This window comes from Paenarthrobacter ureafaciens (assembly GCF_004028095.1).
Lineage (GTDB): Bacteria > Actinomycetota > Actinomycetes > Actinomycetales > Micrococcaceae > Arthrobacter > Arthrobacter ureafaciens.
The window spans coordinates 1,581,920-1,604,794 of record NZ_SBHM01000007.1; the positions used below are offsets into that span (position 1 = coordinate 1,581,920).

General features: G+C 62.1%; 23 protein-coding genes. 11 read left to right on the forward strand and 12 right to left on the reverse strand.

Features of this window, described 5'->3' with window-relative positions; all coding sequences use genetic code 11:
* Window positions 1–13 precede the first annotated feature (13 nt).
* Entirely contained in the window at window positions 14–754 is a 741-nt protein-coding gene (locus tag AUR_RS11700) for a FadR/GntR family transcriptional regulator (protein ID WP_021471257.1), read from the reverse strand.
* Between the two features lie 110 nt (window positions 755–864).
* Here AUR_RS11700 and AUR_RS11705 point away from each other — a divergent pair, with 110 nt between their 5' ends.
* The 6 genes from AUR_RS11705 to AUR_RS11730 all read left to right on the forward strand — a co-directional run bounded on the left by AUR_RS11705 (window position 865) and on the right by AUR_RS11730 (window position 7,839).
* Complete coding sequence (locus tag AUR_RS11705) at window positions 865–2,124, forward strand: ABC transporter substrate-binding protein (RefSeq protein WP_062094682.1); 1,260 nt, start codon at window positions 865–867, stop codon at window positions 2,122–2,124.
* A 107-nt stretch (window positions 2,125–2,231) separates the two neighbouring features.
* Entirely contained in the window at window positions 2,232–3,107 is an 876-nt protein-coding gene (locus AUR_RS11710) for a carbohydrate ABC transporter permease (RefSeq protein WP_062094684.1), read from the forward strand.
* Complete coding sequence (locus tag AUR_RS11715) at window positions 3,104–3,937, forward strand: carbohydrate ABC transporter permease (protein WP_062094686.1); 834 nt, start codon at window positions 3,104–3,106, stop codon at window positions 3,935–3,937. Before AUR_RS11710 ends, AUR_RS11715 begins: the two co-directional genes overlap by 4 nt.
* A 10-nt stretch (window positions 3,938–3,947) precedes the next feature.
* Window positions 3,948–5,135 (forward strand): mandelate racemase/muconate lactonizing enzyme family protein, encoded by a 1,188-nt coding sequence (locus tag AUR_RS11720; protein WP_062094688.1) that lies wholly within the window; start codon window positions 3,948–3,950, stop codon window positions 5,133–5,135.
* Window positions 5,136–5,186: 51 nt separating this feature from the next.
* Window positions 5,187–6,677: an aldehyde dehydrogenase (NADP(+)) gene (locus AUR_RS11725; RefSeq protein WP_021471252.1), complete on the forward strand. Its 1,491-nt coding sequence runs from the start codon at window positions 5,187–5,189 to the stop codon at window positions 6,675–6,677.
* A 7-nt stretch (window positions 6,678–6,684) separates the two neighbouring features.
* Window positions 6,685–7,839, forward strand: a complete 1,155-nt coding sequence (locus tag AUR_RS11730; protein ID WP_062094690.1) for a fumarylacetoacetate hydrolase family protein — start codon at window positions 6,685–6,687, stop codon at window positions 7,837–7,839.
* 116 nt (window positions 7,840–7,955) lie between these two features.
* Here AUR_RS11730 and AUR_RS11735 read toward each other — a convergent pair whose 3' ends face one another.
* Window positions 7,956–9,578 carry an MFS transporter gene (locus tag AUR_RS11735; protein ID WP_021471250.1) on the reverse strand — a complete coding sequence of 541 codons (1,623 nt, stop codon included), beginning with the start codon at window positions 9,576–9,578 and terminating at the stop codon, window positions 7,956–7,958.
* A gap of 275 nt (window positions 9,579–9,853) precedes the next feature.
* Window positions 9,854–10,624: a putative protein N(5)-glutamine methyltransferase gene (locus AUR_RS11740; protein ID WP_062094692.1), complete on the reverse strand. Its 771-nt coding sequence runs from the start codon at window positions 10,622–10,624 to the stop codon at window positions 9,854–9,856.
* A gap of 269 nt (window positions 10,625–10,893) precedes the next feature.
* Between AUR_RS11740 and AUR_RS11745 the strand changes: the two genes are divergently transcribed.
* Window positions 10,894–11,091 carry a hypothetical protein gene (locus AUR_RS11745; RefSeq protein ID WP_062094694.1) on the forward strand — a complete coding sequence of 66 codons (198 nt, stop codon included), beginning with the start codon at window positions 10,894–10,896 and terminating at the stop codon, window positions 11,089–11,091.
* A gap of 45 nt (window positions 11,092–11,136) precedes the next feature.
* Window positions 11,137–11,397, forward strand: a complete 261-nt coding sequence (locus tag AUR_RS11750; protein ID WP_021471247.1) for a hypothetical protein — start codon at window positions 11,137–11,139, stop codon at window positions 11,395–11,397.
* Between the two features lie 71 nt (window positions 11,398–11,468).
* Here the strand turns inward: AUR_RS11750 and AUR_RS11755 are convergent, their stop codons facing one another.
* The gene (locus tag AUR_RS11755) at window positions 11,469–13,988 is read right to left on the reverse strand and encodes an ATP-dependent DNA ligase (protein ID WP_128397159.1); all 2,520 of its coding nucleotides are present in this window, start codon (window positions 13,986–13,988) and stop codon (window positions 11,469–11,471) included.
* A gap of 38 nt (window positions 13,989–14,026) precedes the next feature.
* Between AUR_RS11755 and ku the strand changes: the two genes are divergently transcribed.
* Complete coding sequence (ku, locus tag AUR_RS11760; RefSeq protein WP_062094697.1) at window positions 14,027–14,911, forward strand: non-homologous end joining protein Ku; 885 nt, start codon at window positions 14,027–14,029, stop codon at window positions 14,909–14,911.
* 97 nt (window positions 14,912–15,008) lie between these two features.
* On the opposite strand, the gene AUR_RS11765 is transcribed toward ku, so the two are convergent.
* The 4 genes from AUR_RS11765 to AUR_RS20305 all read right to left on the reverse strand — a co-directional run bounded on the left by AUR_RS11765 (window position 15,009) and on the right by AUR_RS20305 (window position 16,869).
* A complete protein-coding gene (locus AUR_RS11765; protein WP_021471244.1) occupies window positions 15,009–15,275 on the reverse strand; it encodes a DUF7218 family protein in 267 nt (88 codons plus the stop codon).
* 52 nt (window positions 15,276–15,327) lie between these two features.
* Window positions 15,328–16,038, reverse strand: coding sequence for a DUF6766 family protein (locus AUR_RS11770; protein WP_021471243.1), 711 nt, complete (start codon window positions 16,036–16,038; stop codon window positions 15,328–15,330).
* Window positions 16,039–16,041: 3 nt separating this feature from the next.
* Window positions 16,042–16,557, reverse strand: coding sequence for a DUF6328 family protein (locus tag AUR_RS11775; RefSeq protein ID WP_021471242.1), 516 nt, complete (start codon window positions 16,555–16,557; stop codon window positions 16,042–16,044).
* A gap of 141 nt (window positions 16,558–16,698) precedes the next feature.
* On the reverse strand, window positions 16,699–16,869 hold the full coding sequence (locus AUR_RS20305) for a cytochrome c-type biogenesis protein (RefSeq protein ID WP_164888678.1): 171 nt from the start codon (window positions 16,867–16,869) through the stop codon (window positions 16,699–16,701).
* A 313-nt stretch (window positions 16,870–17,182) separates the two neighbouring features.
* On the opposite strand from AUR_RS20305, the gene AUR_RS11780 reads away from it, so the two are divergent.
* Both AUR_RS11780 and AUR_RS11785 read left to right on the forward strand, forming a co-directional pair.
* Complete coding sequence (locus AUR_RS11780; RefSeq protein WP_021471240.1) at window positions 17,183–17,662, forward strand: Dps family protein; 480 nt, start codon at window positions 17,183–17,185, stop codon at window positions 17,660–17,662.
* 44 nt (window positions 17,663–17,706) lie between these two features.
* The gene (locus AUR_RS11785) at window positions 17,707–18,663 is read left to right on the forward strand and encodes a DNA topoisomerase IB (RefSeq protein WP_021471239.1); all 957 of its coding nucleotides are present in this window, start codon (window positions 17,707–17,709) and stop codon (window positions 18,661–18,663) included.
* Window positions 18,664–18,742: 79 nt separating this feature from the next.
* Here the strand turns inward: AUR_RS11785 and AUR_RS11790 are convergent, their stop codons facing one another.
* Genes AUR_RS11790 through AUR_RS11805 form a run of 4 tightly spaced genes read right to left on the reverse strand, consistent with a single transcriptional unit; the run spans window position 18,743 to window position 22,848 of the window.
* Window positions 18,743–19,018: an HPr family phosphocarrier protein gene (locus AUR_RS11790; RefSeq protein WP_021471238.1), complete on the reverse strand. Its 276-nt coding sequence runs from the start codon at window positions 19,016–19,018 to the stop codon at window positions 18,743–18,745.
* Window positions 19,019–19,046: 28 nt separating this feature from the next.
* The gene (locus AUR_RS11795) at window positions 19,047–21,074 is read right to left on the reverse strand and encodes a PTS fructose transporter subunit IIABC (protein WP_062094698.1); all 2,028 of its coding nucleotides are present in this window, start codon (window positions 21,072–21,074) and stop codon (window positions 19,047–19,049) included.
* A 2-nt stretch (window positions 21,075–21,076) separates the two neighbouring features.
* Entirely contained in the window at window positions 21,077–22,063 is a 987-nt protein-coding gene (locus AUR_RS11800; RefSeq protein WP_062094700.1) for a 1-phosphofructokinase family hexose kinase, read from the reverse strand.
* On the reverse strand, window positions 22,060–22,848 hold the full coding sequence (locus tag AUR_RS11805) for a DeoR/GlpR family DNA-binding transcription regulator (protein WP_128397160.1): 789 nt from the start codon (window positions 22,846–22,848) through the stop codon (window positions 22,060–22,062). The genes AUR_RS11800 and AUR_RS11805 overlap by 4 nt, the downstream gene beginning before the upstream one ends.
* Window positions 22,849–22,875 lie beyond the last annotated feature (27 nt).

A 22,875-nucleotide genomic window follows, 5' to 3' on the forward strand; every position in this document is an offset into this window, starting at 1 on the left:
GGGTTGTTTCGCGCTATCGGGTATGCAGGTCTGTATCCAGGCCAGGAAAATCCAAGGGCGATTCGAACTCCGGTTCGCCGCTCCTCAAATCAACGTCGGATTCGCGGATCGCGTACCGCATTGCGGCCTCGGCCGCTTCCGGATCACCCTTTTTGATGGCATCCAGGATGGACCTGTGGTCCGGTACCGGGTCCAGCCAGTGACCTCCCGGGTGATGCTGGATGCGGTTCCGGGCGCTCAGTGCGTGCACGATCACAACGTCGAGGCGCATCATCAGTTCATTGTGGGTTGCCCGAAGCAGGCTCAGGTGAAAGTCATGGTCCGCTGCGGCGAGCCGTTCAACATCGCGGCCTGATGCTTCGAATTCGGCAAATGCCTTCTCAAGGGCTTCCAGGTCCTCAGGTTTCCTGAACCGTGCAGCAAGCTTTGCCGCGGCCGGCTCTATGACATCCCTCAACTGGGAGAGTTCGGCCAGGAGGCGGTCGTCATCGCGCCGGGCTGCGCGGCGCCATTTAATCACGTCGCTGTCCAGCAGCTTCCATGACTTCCGGTCATTGACGATTGTTCCGCGGCGCGGCCACGAATCGATCAAGCCCTTTTCCCGGATCACTCGCAGCGCTTCCCGCATCGCCGTTTTGCTGACTCCGAATTCCGGCTCCAGAGAGTCCACATCGATGCGCGTACCCGGAGGGTAGTCTCCGCGCACGATGCGTAGCCCGAGCATGTCTACCAGCTCGGTGTGCAGGTTTGTCATAGCGGTACCCTACCCCTTTAACCTGACTATTGCCTTTATACCTATTATTAGTAATAATACTCAAATATGTGGGCTGCGTCTCACGGAAAGATGCATACGAAGGAGTAGCTATGCCATTTCGACCCAACCGCCGCGCGAAGACCTTCTCTGTCCTCGCCACCGTTGCAGTGGGAGCCACCGTTCTTGTTGGTTGCTCGCCATCCCAGGAGAATAACTCCGGCTCCCCGCAGCCGGCGACCATCACCTTCGCCGCCTCCACCCTCGGGGACCCGGGCCGCGGACCGGGCTTGCAAAAGCTCATCGATGAGTACAACGCGAGCCAGAGTACGGTAACCGTCCAGGCTGCTTCGGTCCCTTACCCGACCTTCGGCCAGACCGTCCTGACACAAATGGGCGGTGGAGAAGGTCCGGACTTGGTGCGTTTTGATATGCCCGAGTTCTCCACGGCAGCAGCTTCTGCCCTGCTCGAGCCCCTGGACGACAAGATCGACGCGTCCAAGCTCAACTTGATTGCCGGGCCGGACAAGTACCTGAACGTCGACGGCCACCGCTACGGCGTTGTCTTCGAGAACTCCAACTACGGCATGTTCTACAACAAGGACCTCATCCCCGAGGCTCCCAAAACCTTTGACGAGTTCATGCAAACGGCCAAGGCCACCACCAAGGGTGACGTGTACGGCCTCGCCTTCCGTCAGACTCAGGCAGAAGAAGCAGGTGTGTGGCAGGACATCTACAACTACGTGCTCGGTTTCGGCGGTGACTGGTCCGACGGCGGGAAGCTCACCCTGGATTCGCCCAAGGTGATTGAAGGACTGGAAAAATACAAGGAGCTTTACGACGCCAACGTCATTCCCAAGGGCGCGGATGCGGCCACCTTCCGCAAGATGTTCGCCAACGGCAAGGTTGGAATGGAGCTCAACAACGGCGGCTACGTGACCGCTACCAAGTCAGCCAACCCGGCACTGAATTTCAGCGTTGCCCGGATCCCGTTCCCTGAGAAGAAACAGGGTTCCCTGCTGGCCCCGATCGTCATCAACGCGAACAGCAAGCACAAGGACGCCGCCCTCGACTTCATCCAGTGGATCCTGAAGCCCGAGCAGCAGGTCAAGCTTCAGGAAGTGCTGGGTGCCAGCAGCGTGGCCACGCCCACCGAACGCAGCGCCGAGAGCCTGGAGAAATACCCGTTCCTCCCCGAATTGGACAAGCTGACCGAGTCCGGTGTTCCGCAGATCGTCAACGGCTTCGGTCCCCAGACCGCGGACATCCGCCGCATTGTTGTCACTGAGGTGCTTTCTTCCCTTCAGGGCCAGCAGGACATGAAGACCGCCATGGAGAAGGCCCAGAAGCAGGCCGAGGAGCTGGTTAGGTAATGAGCGGCCAAAAAGGGGGACCGCGTCTGCTGTCGCGGTCCCCGGGGCCCGGGAACACTTCCAAACCCGCTTCCCCGTCCCCACGCAAGCGCCGGCGCAGGAGCGCGGTGGGCAGTCCGTGGACACCGTATCTTTTCCTTGCCCCGGCTGTCCTCTACATCGGCATCTTCCAGCTCTTCCCGCTCCTGCAGGAAGTCTGGCTAAGTTTCACCCGGACAACGCTGCTTAACCCGACCCTGAACGTTTGGGTCGGCCTGGCGAACTACCAGTCCGTTCTCGGGGACCCGTCGTTCCGGCAGACCCTGCTCACCACCCTTCTGTATGTCACCGCTTGCGTTGTCGGGTCGGTGGGACTGGGGTTGGTAGTGGCTCTCCTGTTGAACGGCAGGTTCCCGGGCCGGGCAGTGGCCCGGTCCTTGGTCACCGTGCCGTGGGCTGCTCCCGGAATCGCCGTGGCGCTGATAGCGGTGTGGATGTTCAACCCGCAATTCGGCCTCCTTACCCGGGTGTTGAAAGGCTTGGGGATAGACACAGGCGAGAACGGCGTCCTGGATAATCCCAGCCTGGCTCTCGCGGCCATTCTCATGACCACTATCTGGCAGTTGGTCCCGTTTGTTGCCGTCGTCCTGCTCTCTGCGCTGCAAAGTGTGCCGCAGGAACTCGTCGAAGCAGCGCAAGTTGACGGCGCAGGGCGCTGGATGATCTTCCGCGTGGTCACCTGGCAGGTGCTGAAACCGACCATCGGCTTGGTGGCCGTACTTATGACCATCTGGTCTCTGCGGCGATTCGAGCTGATCTGGCTCATGACGCGCGGTGGGCCCCTGGGTTCCACCCGGACCCTTGTTATCGACCTCTATTCGCAGGCATTCGAGTCAAAGCAACTCGGCACAGCCGCCGCGATCGGGATGGTGGGCATCGTCATCTCCCTCATCGTCATTATCGGTAGTCGACTGGTCGCACGTGCGGCCGCTAAGGAGGCATGATGCGCCGCTTACACCTTGGCGTGACTGCACGCATGCTGGCCGTCCTGGTTGTCTTGGGGCTCGCTATCTTCCCGGTCTACTGGATGTTCGTCACGGCACTGACATCTGATCAAGACCTGTTCGGCCCATCGATCAACGTGCTTCCGGACTTCTCCCGACTCAACGTTTTCAGCGAAGCCCTGGCTGACGGCCAGGTTGTCGGATGGCTCACCAACAGCTTCGTCGTTGCCGCGGGCACTACCGTACTGTCCATCGCCTTGGGTGTGCCCTTGGGCTATGCGCTGTCCCGGTTTGGCTTCAGGGGGAAAGCAACTGTTGGCCTCGCCTTGCTTTTCACGCAGATGCTTCCGGAAGCGCTGTTGGTGGTTCCACTGTTCGCCGTATTCCGCAGATTTGACCTGCTGAATTCCTTGCACGGTCTTATCCTTGCGGACACAGCCTTCGCCCTGCCAGTGGTGGCTTTGATTCTGAAGGGAGCCATTGACGGAGTTCCTCGGGATCTCGACGAGGCTGCACGCGTGGATGGAAGCAACCCGCCCACGGTACTGTTCCGCATCATCCTGCCGCTCATCGCGCCGGCAATCGCCGCCGCTGCCGTCATCGCGTTCTTCAGCGCCTGGAACGAATACGTCTTTGCGGTCACGTTCGTCTTCGACAAGTCATTGCAACCGGCCTCGGTTGGCGTGGCCGGCTTCATCGGGGAGCAGGACACCTCTATCCAAAGCATCATGGCGGTCGGTCTGCTGTTCACGCTGCCCGCAGTCGCTTTTTACCTTTTTGCACAGAGATACGTCGTCAGCGGCATGACTGCCGGCGCGGTTAAGGGATAAAGACTCACTTATGAAAATAACCAACCTCGATACCGTAGTTGTCGATTTTTATCGGACAAACCTTATTTTCGTCAGGCTCAGCACCGACGAAGGAATTACTGGAGTAGCCGAGGCGACCCTTGAAGGACAGGAGCACGCCGTGGTGGGTGCCGTGGCCGTCCTCGCGGATGCGGTTCGAGGCAAAGATCCAACCCGCATCACGGAAACGATCTACCAGCTCAACAGAGATGCCTACTGGCGGGGCGGGCCCGTTTCCATGACCGCCTTGAGCGCATTGGAAATGGCAATGTGGGATGTCTCTGCCCGTGCACTCGGGGTGCCGGTTCATCGCATGCTCGGCGGCCAGGTCCGCGATAGGGTACGGGCCTATGCCAACGGGTGGTTTTCCGGAGCCCGCACCCCGGAAGACTTTGCCGAGGCCGCCGTGCAGACCATCGGACAAGGGTTCCGGGGCCTCAAATGGGATCCGTTTGAAGCAGCAGATCTCACCCTCGAACCCCGGGACCTGAAACGGATGCTGGAACCAGTGGCCGCCGTACGGGCGGCGGTGGGGGACGACGTCGAACTGTTCATCGAGGGGCACGGCAGGTTCGACGTTCCGACCGCTATCAGGGTGGCCCGCGAACTCGAACAATTCAACCCCGTGTTCTTCGAAGAACCGTGCCCGCCTGACGGGATCGATTCCCTCGTGGAGATCCGTTCCAAGTCTCCCGTGCCCATCGCTGCGGGGGAACGTTGGATCGGACGGAGCACGTTCGTGCCGGCATTGGGCCGGCACGCCGTTGACTACGTACAGCCGGACGTCACGCATGCCGGTGGACTTATGGAACTGCAATTCATCGCCACGCTTGCTGCCTCCCAGTACATTCCCTTCGCCCCGCACAACCCCAGCGGACCTCTCAGCACGGCCGCCACGTTGCAGCTCGGCGCCATGGTGCCGAACTTCCGCTACTTGGAAATCATGGCCACTGACGTGCCGTGGCGAAGCGAAATTTCCAGTGAACGGCTGACGCTGACTGAGGACGGCGACGTCCTCATCCCGGAAGGACCTGGTCTGGGCATCGAACTCGACTTCGACGCCATCGCGGAACACCCTTACACACCACACCCCATGCGCATTTTCACCGATGCGGTTGCGGACATCCGTCCTCCGGACGCGAGGTCTTTCTTCAACCTCGAAACCACCCCGGTGGGCTAGGTGGCAAGCGATTACATGCAAGCCCAAAAAGAAATCGTGGAAGGAGGGACAATGTTCACCACAGTCGAGGAAACAAACACCAGGACCACCGCCGCCCACGCGGCCTACGAACAAGCAAGGGACATCGACCCGGGCACGCGTGCCGCATGGTTAAGGGGCATCGCCGCTGCATTGGAAGCGAATGCAGATGAGCTGGTGGCCCTGGGACAAGAAGAAACCCACTTGGACGAGGGAAGGCTTTCCTTCGAGCTCAAGAGGTCCGTCTTCCAACTACGGTTGTTCGCGGAGGAGGTCGTCCGGGGAGAACACCTGGACGCAACCATCGACCACGCCGATCCGACGTGGGGGATGGGTCCGCGGCCGGATATCCGTCGCGTCTCCGTGCCTCTGGGCGTCGTAGGCGTATTCGGGGCCTCCAACTTCCCCTTCGCGTTCAGCGTCATGGGTGGAGACAGTGCATCTGCGCTCGCCGCCGGGTGTGCAGTGGTGCATAAGATCCACGAAGGCCACCTGCAGCTTGCCCTGCGCACAGGTGCGATCGTGGAGGAAGCGTTGGAATCGGTGGGTGCTCCGCAGGGGCTTTTCTCCACCATCATCGGACGGGCGGCAGCTGAATGCCTGGTGGACCACCCGTTGGTAAAGGCTATTGGCTTCACTGGTTCCACCGCCGGAGGAAGGGCGCTGTTCGACCGGGCGGCACGACGTTCCACACCCATCCCTTTCTACGGAGAACTGGGCAGCATCAACCCTGTGTTCGTCACTGAAGCTGCTTGGAAGTTGCGCCGCGATGAGATCCTGGCCGGTTTCGCGTCGTCGTTCACTATGGGGATGGGCCAATTCTGCACCAAACCTGGGCTTCTCTTTGTCCCGGGGTACTCCTCCGCCTTAACCGGCAACGGTGATGACGTCTCTGACATTCTCAATCGGGAAGTCGCAGGCAAGCCGCGCCGCCCGCTCCTTAGCCCCAGACTGCGGGAAGGCTTCGATCGGGCCGTGGAAACCGTGCGGGCCGCACCCGGCGTAGACGTGCTGTTGGCAGGGGACGATTCCGAGGCGCCCCACCCTACTATCCTGAAGACCACGGCTGATCACGTCCGCAAACATCCCGGAATCCTTGAACAGGAGATGTTCGGACCGGCTGCGGTAGTAGTGGAGTATCACCCAGGTGATGACCTGGTCTCCCTGGCAGGATTAATGGTGGGGCAACTGACCGGCACCGTTCATGCCGAACCCCACGAAGACGTCTCGGATCTGCTGTCCACTCTGCGGGAACGCTGCGGCCGGTTGCTGTGGAACGCCTGGCCCACAGGTGTGACGGTGAGCTATGCACAGCACCATGGCGGACCCTACCCGGCCACCACGGCAACCACCACGTCCGTGGGAACGGCGGCGATCGCTCGGTTCATGCGGGCTGTGGCCTACGATTCCTTCCCGCCGTCCCAACTGCCGGCACCGTTGCGTGATGACAATCCGTGGCGGATCCGGCGCCGGGTGGATGGAGCTTGGGATTCACCAATCCCGGAAGGAAAAGTCAGTGAATAAGTCAAACATGCCGGACATCCTGCCATCGGACGGCGCGGACTCCGTGCTGGTTGGGCGAATCTGGGATCCGAATAGCCAAGGCCCGCGGGTAGTGGCGGTCCGGGGTGAGGAACTTGTGGACCTGACCCCGATGTTCGGCACTGTCTCGGAACTCCTGGAAAACGACGATCCCGCGGACCTGGTTCTCAGCAGTGGCTCGAATGTTCTTCCATGGGCACTGGAAGAGGTGGTCCAAAACTCCGCGACAGGGGACCGCAACCTCCCTTTCCTTCTGGCGCCCTTGGACCTGCAGGTGATTAAAGCCTGCGGCGTGACCTTCGTGGAGAGCATGGTGGAACGTGTCATCGAGGAACGGTGCGAAGGTGACTTCAACCGTGCTGCGGAAGTAAGGAAGAGCGTCAACAAAGCCCTCGACGGCGGTTTGGCTTCTGTCCGTCCCGGATCCAAACAGGCCCTGGAGGCCAAGAAAATCCTGGCCGCCCAAGGCATGTGGTCCCAGTACTTGGAGGTGGGGCTTGGCCCGGATCCGGAGGTATTTACTAAAGCTCCTGTGTTGTCAGCCGTGGGTTACGGTTCCGGCGTTGGTATTCCCGCGTTTTCTTCGTGGAACAATCCCGAACCGGAACTCGTCCTCATGGTCGATTCCGCAGGCAGGGTCAAGGGCGCTGCGCTCGGCAATGATGTGAATCTCCGGGACGTGGAAGGGCGAAGTGCCCTCCTGTTGGGAATGGCCAAGGACAACAATGCCTCGTGCGCGGTTGGCCCGTTCATCCGGCTGTTCCATGGCGGATTCACGTTGGAGTCCCTTCGCACCGAAGAGATAGCCCTGACTGTGGAAGGGGTGGACGGTTACCGTCTTGAGGGCCGGAACAGCCTTAGCCGGATCAGCCGTCCCTTCGAGGAACTCGTAACTGCTGCGCACGGCCGGCACCACCAATACCCGGACGGTTTTGCCCTTTTTACCGGAACGCTTTTCGCCCCCACACAGGACCGCGACGCGGAAGGGCTCGGCTTCACCCATAAGAACGCTGATGTTGTAACCATTAGCAGTGCGCAGCTTGGAACGCTGGTGAACCAGGTCCATGCCACGGAAGACATGGAGCCGTGGACTTTTGGGATCGGGGCTTTGTTTAGCTATCTGGCTGGAGTGAAAAAGGTTTAGTTAACAGCCGTAGCCACCAACCTCAAGGAGAGCGCCTTGTGGTTGGTGGCTACGGTGGGCGGTTCGGTTACCGCGAACTATCGGGTACGCGCGCAGAAGTCGCAGGCAAGTAAGTCCTAAGCAGGTGTCAGGTCCTTCTTGTCCCGGCCAAAGGCCACATCGCTGACGGGCTGGCCATCGAACGGCATCTCGTTCAGGTTGATGAGCGGGTTGCTGTCCTGGGTTTCCACGAGTTCACGGGCTTCGGCCTCGGTATCCACGCTGGGCATGGAGCCCGGAAGCGGACGCTTCGCGGATTCACGCAGGAAGAAGATCGCGATCCCGCCAACAATGGACGTTGCCATCAGGTAGTACGCCGGCATCATGTCGTCACCGGTACCTTCGATCAGGCCCTGCACGATGAACGGGGTGGTGCCGCCGAAGATCGCTACCGAGAAGTTGTAGGCAATGCCCATTCCGCCGTAACGGCTGGACGTGGGGAACAGGGCCGGCAGAGCCGAGGCCAGGTTGGATACGTAGAACGTCACGGGGAAGGCGATCAGGGCGAGGCCGAACAGCGTTGACCATACGTCTCCGATGCCAATGAGCATGAAGGCAGGAATGGAGAAGACGACCGTGCTGCCTGCGCCGATCCACAGCACGGGGCGGCGACCGATGCGGTCGGAAAGCTTGCCGGTCAGCGGAATGCAGAGGGCCATGATCACCAGGACCGGGATGGTCAGCAAGGTGCCGTGGACGGGGTCGTAGCCCTTGGAGTCCGTCAGGTATGTGGGCATGTACGAGGTCAGTGCGTAGCCAACGGTGTTGGCTGCTGCGGCAAGAATCATGGCCAGCAGGATCTGGCGCCAGTAGGCCTTGATGATGCCGATCGGGCCCTTGGCCACGTGCACGTCATGCGAAGCAGCGTCCTTTGCGAGGGCTTCCTGGGCGTCCAGGGTTGCCTGGAACTGCGGGGATTCCTCGATCTTCGTCCGGAAGTACACGGCGATGATGCCCAGGGGGCCGGCTACCAGGAACGGAATCCTCCAGCCCCATTCCTCCATGGCTGCCTGTCCCAGCGTGAGCTGCAGGACTGACACCAGGGCGGCACCGAGCGCGAAGCCGATGTAGCTGCCCATGTCCAGGAAGCTCGCGAAGAAGCCGCGGCGCTTGTCCGGTGCGTATTCGCTCACGAACGTGGTTGCCCCGGCGTATTCACCGCCGGTCGAGAAGCCCTGGACGAGCTTGAGGATCACCAGGAGCGCGGCTGCCCAGATACCGATCTGCGCATAGCCGGGCAGGAGTCCGACGGCGAACGTACTTGCCGCCATCAGCATCAGTGTTGCTGCGAGTACCTTCTGGCGGCCGATTTTGTCGCCGAGCCAACCGAAGACCACACCGCCGAGCGGGCGGGCGATGAAGGTGGCGGCGAACGTACCCAGAAGGAAGAGGGTCTGGACGGACGGGTCAGCTTCCGGGAGGAAAACGGGTCCCATGGTGGTGATCAGGTAGCCGAAGACACCTACGTCGTACCATTCCATAGTGTTGCCGACGATAGTGCCGCCGAGTGCTTTCTTCAGCATCGGCTGGTTCACGACGTTCACGTCGGATTCCTTCAACCGGCGCTTCGTCCGAAGCTTCGGCATTTTGGTGCTTTTACCAACTTTCGCAGCGGCCGGTTCGTGGCCTGCCGCTACCTTGTTTCCGGAGGCGTTCCTTGCGCCGTCCGGAGAGACGGTGTTGCTTTGGTCTATGGGCATTTGGGCTTCTCCTAGGGAGGTCATTTGCTTGCGACTTCTGCTGCCCCGCTCTGGGCAGGTGTTCAATTTTACGCGGTTTTGCCCACCAATCCGAGTTGGGATCGGGTTTTGGGGCCACTTCGGGGTACGTATTGCTAAGCAAACTTACTTCTCTTTGCCCGGTTTTGCCCCGTCATAACAGGGAAGTAGGTGCCGGCCGCATGCCGTTATCAAATTGTTTAGTGAAGTACATCAAACGGCAGCTTTTTCACCGCGAAAGCTAACCTATTGCACCCTTAGGGCCACCGTCCGAGGACCACCGTTGCCCCAAGATCCCCATCGAAAAGGACGCTCGCCCGGAGCCCCACGCCGACCATCAACGCGGCGGTCGCCGACGCCTGTACGTCCGAGGTCTCAATCAGCAGTGCTCCACCGGGCGACAACCACTCCGGAGAGTCCCTCACGACGCGACGCTGGACGTCCAGACCGTCACCTCCGCCGTCGAGCGCTGCCATCGGTTCGTGAAGGCGGGCCTCAGACGGCATCATGGCGATCGAGCCTGTGGGAACATAAGGGGCGTTGACCATCAGGACGTCCACGCGGCCCCGGAGTTCCGGGGGCAGTGGCTCGAACAGGTCACCCTGGAATACCTGGCCGCCACGCGGGCCGATGTTCCGGGCGGCGCATGCGGCAGCCAGGGGGTCGATGTCCGCGCCGTACAGCTGGCAACTGCCCAGCAGGTCGCCCAAGGCAGCGCCAATAGCGCCCGAACCGCAGCAAAGATCGACGACGACGGCGCCCGGCTCGGCGACCAAGGCCGCCTGACGCACCAGGAACTCCGTGCGACGCCGCGGCACGAAAACGCCCGTCTCCACCACCATGCGGCGTCCGCAGAATTCGGCCCACCCCAGGATGTGTTCAAGGGGTATCCCGCTGATGCGCTGCTGCACCATCGACGCGAAGTCTTCATCGCTCCGGGCGGCTTCCATGAGCAGCCCGGCTTCCTCTTCAGCGAAGACGCAGCCGGCGGCACGAAGCGCTTGGACGACGGCGGGATCCGGAGACATTGGGGTCATGCTAACAAAATCACGGTGCCCGGAGGGGTTCACAAACACCGGGCAAGGTAGCTATGGTGTGACGCATGGGAACACTGATTTTTGAGTAAACCGGCCTGTGCCTTTGTGCGCCGCCGAGTTTCACCCGACAAAAATCCACGCCTGTTGAGGCCCTGCCTCCATGCCGTTCCCGTTGTCGCCTCTTTTGCTTCATGATCGCACCGTGACGCCGTGGTTCGTGCGCCTCTCCAGGATTGTAAAAACCTTTGAGGAGTTCACTAATGACTGCCAACACCCCCGACAACAACCAAGCCGCCTCGGGCGGCATTAAGTCCAAACTGACCGACGCCCAGAGGGCCATGCTCGCCAGCAAATCCGGCGGCGGCACCCCCGATGGCTGGAAAAGCACCGGCAAGGGCCACAAGCCAACGCACGCCAGCGGAAAGCAGGCCAAGACCATGAAAAAGGTCCGCTGGTAGGCCTAAAATTGAAGTCCCTTCGTTTCATTGGAGAAAGGAAGAACCATGACCGCCAATCAAGAATCCGGCAGCATCAACCCCGAGGTAGCAAGCCATTTGGTGGAGTCCATGGACATGGCCCCCATGCCTGAGCCGACCGCCATCGCGGCAACCCTCGGCACCGGACAAACGAGGCAGTGGCCGGACGGAAACGGCAAGAAACGTCATCCCAAGGACCGCAACCAGGCCCACGGCCGGATGGGACAAGGCGCAGCTGTGACAGCGATCCACCGGACCAGCCGACCGCAGATGCCGCACTCCTCCTAATCACCACTTTCCAGCCCAACTGACTGGCATTTGTGGTTGCTCTGAGCGCTCAGAACAACCCCTATTGCCAGTCAGTTGGGCTGGTTCACGTCCTCAGGAGACTTGTCCGGCCGCCAACCCCGCCACACCGGATGCCGCAAACGGCCCGGGCCGGTCCACTCCCCGAAAGTCACCTCAGCCACCAGCTCCGGATCCACCCACCGTGCGCCCGCGGCATCCTCGCGCGGAATATCCAGGAAGGGCGATTCCTCCGCAGCACGGGACTCGAGCTTGCCCATGATCTCCTTCAGCTGCCAGTCCTTGAAGCCGGTGCCCACGCGTCCCACGTAATGCAGCTTCCCGTCACGGGGGACCCCCAGGAGGAGCGAGCCGAACGTTCCGCTCCGGGCTCCGGCGCCCGGACGCCAGCCGCCAACCACTACCTCCTGGCTCTGTTCGAGCTTCAGCTTGATCCACGCCCGGCTGCGCCGCCCGGGGGAGTAGCGGCTCCCGGCCTTCTTGGCCATCACGCCTTCCAGTTTGAGATCGGACGCCACATGCAGGAGGTCGTCCACATCATGGTCCAGTACCTCGGACAAATGAAGCGGGCAACCGCCAGTCAGGCGTTCGGCAAAGGCTGCGAGCCGCTCCCTCCGGCCGCGGAAGGGCAGCCCGGTGAGGTCCGCGCCGTCGTCGTACAAAAGGTCGAAAAGCATCAGTTGCACGGGAACCGAAGCCCGGGCCCGCTCAATGTCCCCGGCTTTGACGAGGTTCATGCGCTGCTGGAGCAAGCCGAAGTCGGGCCGCGAACCCTTCCCGAGGGCAACTATTTCGCCGTCCGCCACGAAGTCGCCGTCGGGCCAACAGGACCGGTCCGTCAGCTCAGGGTAGGTGGCCGTGAGGTCGTTGCCGTTGCGGCTCATCAGCCGGATTTTGCCTTCGGTTCCGGTGATGATGGCGCGGATGCCATCCCATTTGAGTTCGTAGAGCCAGTCACCTCCGTGCAGATCATCGGTGGTGCCCGACGTCGCCAGCATCGGCGCATAGTCCTGCATCGGTCCGGGTTTGGGTGGTTCTGGTGCCGCTTTCGGCGCCCTGCGGCCTCCGGGCTGTTCCTTCATGAGGTGGATGAGCCAACGGTCGCCGGTGTTGATGAGGGCGAGCCGCTTTGTTCCGCCCAAGCCACCGCCTGGTTCCCCCGTGAGGGTGGCGATCACTTCCTTGCCTTCGCGCCATTTTTCGCCCGTGTATTCGCCGCGGTCCCAGATGGTCATGGTCCCTGCACCGTACTCGCCTTTGGGGATGACACCCGCAAAATCGGCGTACTCCATGGGGTGGTCTTCGGTATGCACGGCAAGGTTGTTCCGGTCCGGCGTTTCCGGGACGCCGCGCGGCAGCGCCCATGAGGCCAGTACTCCGTCCCGCTCCAGGCGCAGGTCCAAGTGGTATCGCCGGGCGTGGTGTTCCTGGATGACGAAGATACCGCCGGGCGGGGCAGGGTCTCCGGGCTTGGGCTGTTCGGACGACCTCCGGGACGCGTCGCCTACGGAAGGACCGGACGACGACGGGAAAGGTTCCGGGGTCTTGCCCGGATCACGCATTCCTACGTACTTGGACAGGCGGCCCTCCACCGTCAGCTTCTCCCGACCACCCGGGTTCGCATCCGATGACGCGGAACCCGGCCTTCCGACGTCGTCGTTTTCACCGTGCGGCGGGAGGTGCCGGCCGGAAATCGGCGCGAAGAAGTCCTCGCCAGTGCTGACCCGTTCCATCACTTCGGTGTAGTCGAGGTGGTCCAGGTCCGGGTCTTCGAGCTCCGCCCAGGTCCTCGGAGCGGCGACGGTGGGGTGCGCCTTGCCGCGCAGCGAGTACGGGACAATCGTGGTCTTGTTGCCGCTGTTCTGGCTCCAGTCAACCAAGACTTTTCCGTTGCGGAGGGACTTCTTCATGTCACTCACAACCAACGCCGGGTGGTCCGCTTCCAAGGCCCGGGCAAGTTCGTGAGCGAAGGCGGAGACCTGATCGGACTTCAGCGTGCCCTCCAAGCCCGTGTAGAGGTGGATGCCCTTGCTGCCACTGGTGACCGGCACCGGCTCCATGCCCATGTCCTGGAGGATGGACCGGGCCAGCCGGGCAACTTCAACGCATTCGGGCAGGCCTGCGCCCGGCCCGGGATCGAGGTCGAGGACAAAGCGGTCGGGGCGCAACGGGTTGCCGGCAGGGTCCACCTGCCACTGCGGTACGTGGATTTCCAATGACGCGATCTGCGCCATCCACGTCAGCGTGGCGAGGCTGTTGACCATGGGGTAGACATTGGCGTGGTCCGAATGGTGGATGGTGACCCGCGGAATCCACCTGGGCGCCGAGTCTTCCAGGTTCTTTTGGAAGAAGACCTCGCCCGGGTTTTCTGCCGTTCCAACGCCGTTCACCCAGCGCTTGCGCGTCACGGGCCGGTTGGCCGCCGCGGGGATCAGGTAGGGGGCAACCGCGGCGTAGTAGGCCAGCACTTCGGCCTTGGTGGTGCCGGTCTCCGGGTAGATGATTTTGCCCAGGTTCGTGAGGGTCAGCTCATGACCCTCAACGACGACACGCTCCTTCTGCTTTCCTGCCACCTCTTCTCCTCCGTTGCCTTGTGCTGTTGACTGGGTTCATGAGGGCCATCTGGAAGGGATCTATCGCGTTCGGTCTGGTCAACGTACCAGTCAAGCTCTACAGTGCCACGGAGGACCATGACATAAGCCTTCACCAAGTGCACAACAAGGACGGCGGACGGATTCGTTACCAGCGCAAATGCGAAATTTGCGGTGAAGTTGTGGCTTATGAGGACATTGATAAAGCCTACGAAGAAGAAGGGCGAACGGTAGTCCTTACGGCAGGGGAACTGAAATCCCTGCCTGAAGAGAATAGCCGGGAAATCGAGGTAGTGGAGTTTATCCCTGCCGAACAGTTGGACCCGATCATGTATGAGCGAAGCTATTTCCTCGAACCGGATTCCAAGTCCCCCAAGGCCTACATGCTCCTGCGGCAAACGCTGGAAGATACGGACAGGATCGCCATTGTCCAGTACGCCCTCCGCCAGAAGACGCGGTTGGGAGCACTGCGTGTGCGTGGCGACGTCCTGTTGCTGCAGGCGCTGCTGTGGGGAGATGAGGTCAGGGAAGCCAAGTTCCCCTCCCTTGAAACCGATATCAAGATTTCGGACAAGGAATTGGAGATGTCTTCCGCGCTTGTTGAATCCATGGCGCACGATTTCGACCCCGACGAATACACCGACGACTACCAGGTCCAGCTCCGAACGTTGATTGAGGCCAAGCTTGAAAAGGGCGAGGCGCTGGATACGGAGGCCACCTTCGGTGCCACGGAAGGCGAAGCCGAGGGCGGCGACGTCATCGACCTGATGGAAGCGCTGAAGCGCAGCCTGGATAAAAAGCGCGGCAAGGAAAAAGCGTCCGACGACGAGGCTGCCGCAAGCAAAACCAGCAAATCGACCACAACTGCCAGTAAGCCAAAGGCGCGTGCCAAGAAAAAGGCGTGATCCGACGTCGTTATCCCCGGCCTCTCCCAACCAGGTCGCAGCTGATGCCGTTTTGAACGCCCAAAAAGGCATCTACTGCTACTTACATGGGTTGGGGTCAGTGATTCCGGAGCATTGAAATGAGTTCGGACTTCTTCTTGTCCGAATACCCTTTCAATCCGAGTTCCTTGGCGCGGGACTTGAGTTTGTCCACGGTCCAATCGTCGTAGTCGCCGGACTTCCCGCCCTTGCGTCCCACTTCCTTCCGTCCCTTGGCGGCAGCGGCATTGGAAATCCGCGCGGCCTTTTCCTTGGAAGCCCCGTCATCGCGGAGTTCTTCGTAAAGCTCCGGATCCTTCAGGCTTGGATTCTTCTTTTCCGGCATGATGCTGATCCTTTCTTTGGGCGCGACTGCGTTTGTCAGGCAACTGCGTTTGTCAGGCACCCGTTTCGTAGTGCGGTTCGGCAACGGGTTTGGATTCGGGAGAGCCACGTTCGCGGAGGTAGGCGGAAGCTCCCACCAGTACGGCCACGGCCAGGAATTCGCTTTGCCAGTTCTGGAATGACTCGAACCAGAACTGGCTGGAGCCGAGGTACTCCCAGACGGATACAGTGGCTTGGCCATGGCTGAGTTGTTCTTCGTTGTAGGCGGACGTGCCGCCGATGGCATGCAGCGTGAAGGAAGCCAGGAACAGGATGCCAAGAAGCGCCGACAGGGAGTGCTCATAGATCTTCAGTACCCAGCCACCCCGGCGCACAGGCCACGGGGTTTTGGCTGACTTTCCAGCGTCCCTGGGATCTTCATCCTGGGGAGCAGCCTTGTCCACGGGCTTTGATTCCGAGGAACCCCGTTGGAACAGGAAGACCGTGAGGACCACGTACATGGCCATCTGCAGGAACTCGGACTCCCAGTTTTCAAAGACGGCCTCAACGAAGTCGCCGGTGGTGATGTATTCAAGGATGCCTACCGGGGATCCTCCGTGGGTTTGCTGCTCTTCGCTGTAAGTCTTCGCCCCGGAGATGATCATGCCGCCCAGGAATGCGACGAACAGGCCCGCGTTGGCAAGCAGCAGGCCGTGGTCCTTCAGCCAATTCCGATTGGGACGGGCGTCGGTTGACGGTTCGGAGTGCTTGGTCGGTTTGAGCATGACTCACTCCTGAGGGGAGTTCCCGTTGTTGTTGTGCACGGCGCGTCGAAGAATCCAGAAAGGCATTCCCACAACGATGACCAGGACAATCAAAATAATGGTCCCGCCGGTGACCAGGCCTGCGGTGCGCCCTATTGTCACATCGAAAACCAGCGCGGCCGAGCCCACGATCAGCAGGGCCACGCCGCCCAGGGCAAGTTTGGTCACCAGATCCGCATTGGACACGAGGGCGGCCTTCAGGCCCCTGCGGAAGAGACGCCGATGCACACTGACGGGCATCACTATGAGGATGGTGGTCAGTGCAGCAACGAGGACGTTGCAGAGATAGAGAGTGACCTGCCACTCGTCGAGTTCCTCGAAGCGCTCCTGGAACGGCAGCGTCAGGAGGAAGCCGCCCAGGATCTGCACGCCTGTCTGCAGGACGCGCAGTTCCTGGATCAGTTCCATCCAGTTGCGGTCCATCCGCTCCTCTGTGGATTCATTCCTCCCGGTGCGGGCGACCGGATCGGACTCTGCCATTCAGGCACCTCCAGCGGGTATAGTGCGCCGGAGGACTGCCCCTGCAGTCAGCTGCGCTGCTGCTGGAACAGCCCTCGCGGTAGACGGATGTTCAAGGCTTTCCGGCATCCTGCGCCGGCGTGGATTGATGGTGGCGTACGCCTAAACGGTGTGGCCCCTGCGTCCGGACATGAAGCTGAGAAGCCACCCGATGGCTGCGACTACCAGGAGGACGATGCCCACCCAGAGGAGCCAGTTGAGGGCTGAGGAGAAACCGCCCACCAGAAGAAAAACAATTGCCACAACACCAGCAATGATCAGAAGCGTGTTCATGGTCAGCACATTCCTTTCTGCGTGAACCCGGAATGAAATTTGCCGGATTCCTGACTATGCATTTCCTGTTACTTCGATTGAGTTATGCCGGTACCTGAAAACCCCTCCAGCTCCCAAGGTGCCAGTGCCGCCGTCGAAAACCGATCCTCGCTGGTGCGAAGTTCGCCAGTTGTGAACAGCGACACTCTCCATTGTACTACTAAGCATCCTTATGAAAGTCTTATTGAAGTCGTCACCTGATGATTGACCGATTTTCCGCAGAGCGGTTGGCGGTGTCGGTTTGTCGTTCAATGGCCGTCAAAGAGAGGAACACATGAAAGCGTCACAGCAGCTCGCAGACAACCTTCAGGTCGTCCTGACAGACCTCATCGAACTCCAGCTCCAGGGCAAGCAGGCCCACTGGAACATCGTGGGGCCCAACTTCAGGGACCTGCACCTCCAGCTGGACGAGTTGGTCCTCGCCACCCGCCAGTTCGCCGACGACACCGCCGAGCGCATGCGTGCCCTGCACGCCCTGCCGGACGGCCGTAGCTCCACAATCGCCAAGGGCACCCGCCTGGAGGAATTCCCCGGCGGCCTGGTCAACACCAAGGACGCCGTCAAACTGGTTACCGAACGCGTGGAACGGGCAGTCCAGACCATGCGCGACGTACACGACGAAGTGGATGAGGAAGACCCCACGACGGCGGACCTCCTCCACGAGTTCATCGCCCGCCTTGAGCAGCTGGTCTGGATGATCAACGCCGAAATCATGGGCGCCAACGCCAGCGTGACGGACCCGGACGAAGCATAAACGACAAAGCATCAACGCGGCCCAACCGGACAGGCGGAGCAACCATGGTCAGGCTACGGCGGAGTGATCTTTCCAAGCCGGGCATCGTGCGGCGCCGCTCCGGTAAAGGGTTCAGCTACCGGCATCCCGACGGGACATTGCTGGACAAAGAGGATCGCCAGCGCATCAATGCGCTGGCGATCCCTCCTGCATGGACCGACGTCTGGATCAGCCCGTACGAAAACGCCCATATCCAGGCCACCGGGGTGGACGCGGCCGGGCGGAGCCAGTACATCTACCACCCCCGGTGGCGGGAGCGTAAGGACAACGAGAAGTTCCAACGCGCAGCCGAACTGGGCTCTGCTTTCCCGTCCATCCGCCGCGCCGTGACGTTGCACTTGAAAGACACTTCCGATCCCAGGCAGCAAACCCTGGCGGCCGCTGTCCGGCTCATGGACCTTGGAGCATTGAGGATCGGATCTGAAAGCTACATGAAGCAGAACGGGTCCTACGGACTGACAACCCTGCGGTGCCGCCACGCGCGCGTCAAGGAAAACGCCGTCGGCCTGAAGTTTCCCGGCAAGAGCGGCCAATGGTGGGACACCTCCATCAATGATCCGGCGTTGGCCGCTTTCCTTGAGCCACTCTCACGCAGGCCGGGCAAGGAGCGGCTGTTGGCTTACAAGGCCAACGGCTCGTGGGTTCCCTTGGATGGCTCCATGGTCAACGAGTACCTCCGCAGCATCGCGGGGGAGGCCTACAGTTCCAAGGACTTCCGCACGTGGAAGGGGACCGCAGCAGCGGCGCTATGCCTCTTGAAAACGGAAGGCACCATGACCCGTCCGCAGGCATTGGTGAGGGCCATGAAGGAGGCGGCCGAGTTGCTGGGCAACACGCCCACCGTGGCTCGTACGTCGTACGTGGACCCGCGGATCGTGGAGGCATATCTGTCCGGCGAACTCATGGACGTGAAGCCCACCGAGCCCTCCATTGCCGAGTTCCTCATCGCAAAGCAAACCTGACTGACTGCCGCTGTAGACAAGAAAGAAGCCTGGCAGCACCCTTCCGGGTACGGCCAGGCTTCCTGGTCAGGAGGTGTGCTTAGGCGTCGTGGTCCGTTTCGAGGATCTTCACGAGGTTCTCCAAGGCAGCATCTGCACCCTCGCCCTCTGCGCGAAGAACCACCACGTCACCGTGCTCGGCACCAAGGCTCATGAGCGAAAGGATGCTGGCAGCGTCCATGGCTTCGTCGGCAGGCTCTCCCTGGCGGGCGATGGTCACCTCAAGGTCGAGCTCGCCGGCAGCCTCGGCGAAGATGGCCGCAGGGCGGGCGTGGAGGCCCACACGGCTGGCAATGGTGGCGGTACGTTCGGTCATTTCTTACTCCTTGGTGGTTTGGGGACGTTTAGACGGTTGCGGGAACTGCTTCGGCCTCGGCCGCGGCTGGCTTGCGAACGGCCCAGCGCTTGAGGGCCACCACGATGAGGGCCGAAACCACGGTGCCTGCCAGAATCGAGATGACGAACATCGGCAGGTTTCCGATGGCGAAGAAGACGAAGATTCCGCCGTGCGGAGCCTGGGACGTCACTCCGGTTGCCATGCACAGGGCGCCGGTCAGTGCGCCGCCCACCATGCTGGCGGGGATGACGCGGAGCGGGTCGGCGGCCGCGAAGGGGATGGCGCCTTCGGAGATGAACGAGGCACCCAGCAGCCACGCCGCCTTGCCGTTCTCACGCTCGGCGAGGCTGAAACGCTTCTTGTCGATCAGGGTGGCGAGTGCCATTGCCAGCGGCGGAACCATGCCGGCAGCCATCACGGTTGCCATGATCTGCCACGGAGCCTGGTTGGCAACTGCGCCCGCACCCAGTCCGGCAACTGCGAAGGAGTAGGCCACCTTGTTGACGGGGCCGCCAAGATCGAAGCACATCATGAGGCCGAGGATGATGCCAAGGACCACTGCCGACGCGCCGGTCATGCCGGAAAGCCATGCGTTCAAGCCGTCCGTCAGGTTCTTGATGGGGCCGCCCAGCACAAGGAACATCAGGCCGGAAGCGACGATCGATCCGAGCAACGGAATGATGACCACAGGCATGAGCCCACGGAGCCAGCGGGGCACCTGCCACGTGCCGATCCAGTGCGCCACGACGCCCGCCAGGAGGCCGCCCACCAAGCCGCCGAGGAACCCTGCGCCCATGAATCCGGCCACGGCACCGGCCGTGAAGCCGGGTGCGATGCCGGGACGGTCGGCGATGCCGTAGGCAATGTAACCGGCCAGCGCCGGCACCAGGAAGCCAATGGAAAGGGCACCGATCTTGAATGCCACTGCGCCGAGGTAGATGGCCAGGCCGCCTTCGGGCAGGTTGCCGAGGTTGTTCTCCAGCACCACCTTGTCCGCCACGGCCGTGATGTCGTAGCCGCCCAGCAGGAACCCAAGGGCGATCAAAAGGCCGCCGCCTGCGACGAACGGGATCATGTAGGAGACACCGGTCAAGAGGGCACGCTTGAGCTTCTGCCCGATGTGCTCACCCTTTTCTTCGGCTTCGCGCTCGGCCTGCTCCTCCGCACCGAAGTGGGGGACGCGGCGTGCGTGCGGATCGTCGGCGGCCGCGAGGGCTTCCTGCACCATCTTGGCGGGCTCGTCGATGCCACGCTTGACTGGCGCGTTGATGACCGGCTTGCCGGCGAAGCGCTCCTTGCCGCGAACGTCGACGTCGACGGCGAAGATCACCGCGTCTGCCGCGGCAATCACCGCCGGGTCCAGCGGTTTGGCGCCGGAGGAACCCTGGGTCTCCACCTGCAGGTCTACGCCGGCCTCCTGTGCGGCGGCAACCAGCGAGTCGGCTGCCATGTACGTGTGCGCAATTCCGGTGGGGCAGGCGGTGACGGCCACGAGGCGCTTGGGTCCGGTAGCCGCCGTCGTGCTTTCAGCGGCGGCAGGTGCGGCCGCTGCAGCAGGTGCCGGAGCAGCGTGCGCGGCCGGCTTGTCAGCAAGGGCGCCGTCAACGAGCTCAACGATCTCCTGCTCAGAGGAGGCAGCACGCAGTGCGGCCGTGAAGTCCTTCTTGATGAGGGAACGGGCGAGCTTGGAGAGAAGCTTCAGGTGCTCCTGGTCCGCGCCGTCCGGGGCTGCGATGAAGAAGATCAAGTCCGCAGGGCCGTCCTTGGCGCCGAAGTCCACTTTGTGGGCCAGGCGTGCCATGGCCAGGGCGGGCTCGGTGACAGCGGCCGAACGGCAATGCGGGATGGCAATCCCGCCGGGTACGCCGGTGGCAGTCTTCTGCTCGCGGGCAAAGGCGTCGGCAAAGAGGCCCTCCACTTCGGAAGCCCGGCCGGAGGCGGCAACCTTGCCGGCCAGGACGCGGATGACGTCGGCGGGGGTGTCGCCCAGGTTCTGGTCGAGGGTGACCAATTGGGGTGTGATCAGCTGGGTCACTGTTAGTCCTTCTGGAGGGCCGTGATGGTTACGGCGTCTGGGGTTGTCTGGTGGACTGCCGGGACAGTGGAGCCCGGCAGCGATGCGGCAGCGGCACCATGTGCCACGGCTTGACGAAGGCAGTCCTGCGGGGAACGGCCTTGGGTTGCAGCCAGCAGGTAGCCGGCAAGGGACGAATCGCCGGCACCTACTGTGCTTACTGCTTGGATGGGCGGGTGCGTGGCCAGCCACGCACCCTCTGCGGTCACAAGGACGGCGCCCTTGGACCCAAGCGTTGCGAGGACAGCGCCCACACCGCTTTCGACGACGGCGGCGGCTGCTTGTGCCGCCTTGGCCGGGTCCGCTTCGAGTTCCTCAGCCGTGGAGACACTTGCGAAGCCTGCTGCGGCTGCGAGTTCCGCAAGTTCCTCGGCGTTGGGCTTGAGGAGGTCAGGCTTTCCCGCGGCGTCGGCTTTCACGGCAGCGGCCAGCGGCGCTCCTGAGGAGTCGATGGCGATGCCGGGAGCGTCCGTGCCATCGGCGCGGGAGCGAAGCCGCCGTGCAATTGTGGCGTAGTAATCAGCCGGCACTCCTGGTGGGAGCGAACCGGCGAGGACCACCCAGCTGGCGCCACGGGAGCGGTCCAGCAGCAACCCGATCAGGGCCTCCTGTTGTTCGTCGCTCAACTCCGGGCCGGGCTCGTTGATCTTTGTGGTGACGCCGTCCGGCTCGGTGAGCGTGACGTTGCTGCGCAGCGCCTGGCCGATGGGCAAGGCCGCAAACGGAACTTTTGCGTCGTGAAGTCCGGCAAGGACGGGATCCGCATCGGCGCCGGGAAGAACGGCCACGGTTTCGAGTCCCGATGCCACCAGGGCGCGGGAAACGTTCACGCCTTTGCCGCCGGATTCCTGGTGGACGTGGAGGGCGCGCTGTACCTCGCCCCGGGCAAGCGCCGCGGGAAGTTCCACGGTGCGGTCCAGGCTCGGATTCGCCGTAAAAGTGACGATCATGCGACCACCACGTCAACGCCGGCTTCTGCCAAGGCAGCTGCAAGATCGGCAGGGGGTTCGTTGTCAGTTATCAACGTGTCCACATCCTTCAGGGTGGCGAACTGGACCAGGGTCTCCGTGTCCAGCTTGGAAGAGTCGGCGAGGGCTACCACGCGGCGGGCCGAGGTCACGAAGGCGGCCTTGACGGCGGCCTCCTCCGGGTCGGGGGTGCTGAGACCGAACCCGGCGTGGAGGCCGTTGGTGCCGATGAAGGCAATGTCAGGGCGGAGGCGGAGGGCGGCCTCCACGGTGGACTGCCCGACGGCGGCCTGCGTCAGGCCGCGGACCCGACCGCCAAGAACCTGCAGGGAGATTCCGGCGACGGTGGAGAGTTTGCCGGCGATGGGCATGGCGTTCGTGATGACTACAAGCTCGTCCGAACCGTTCGCCGCGGGGTGCTGGGCCAGCAGGTCCGCCAGGGTTTCCGTGGTGGACCCTGCATCCAAAAGGACGCTGCCCGAGGAAAAGTCCGGGATCATGGCCAACGCCGCAGCGGCAATGCGCAGCTTTTCCGCCTTGCGCTTGATGGCGCGTTCCTGGATGCTTTCTTCGCGCGTGCTCAACTTGTCGGACGGGACTGCCCCGCCGTGGACGCGCCTGAGGTTGCCTGAAACTTCCAGTGCCGCCAGGTCGCGCCGGACGGTTTCGGTGGTGATGCTGAATCGGTCCGCCAGCTCAGTGACGCTCACCCGTCCACGCTCTGTAACGAGTGCGGAGATCAGTTGCTGGCGCTCTTCGGCGAACACTTACCCTCCATTGCGTAAAGCTTCGAG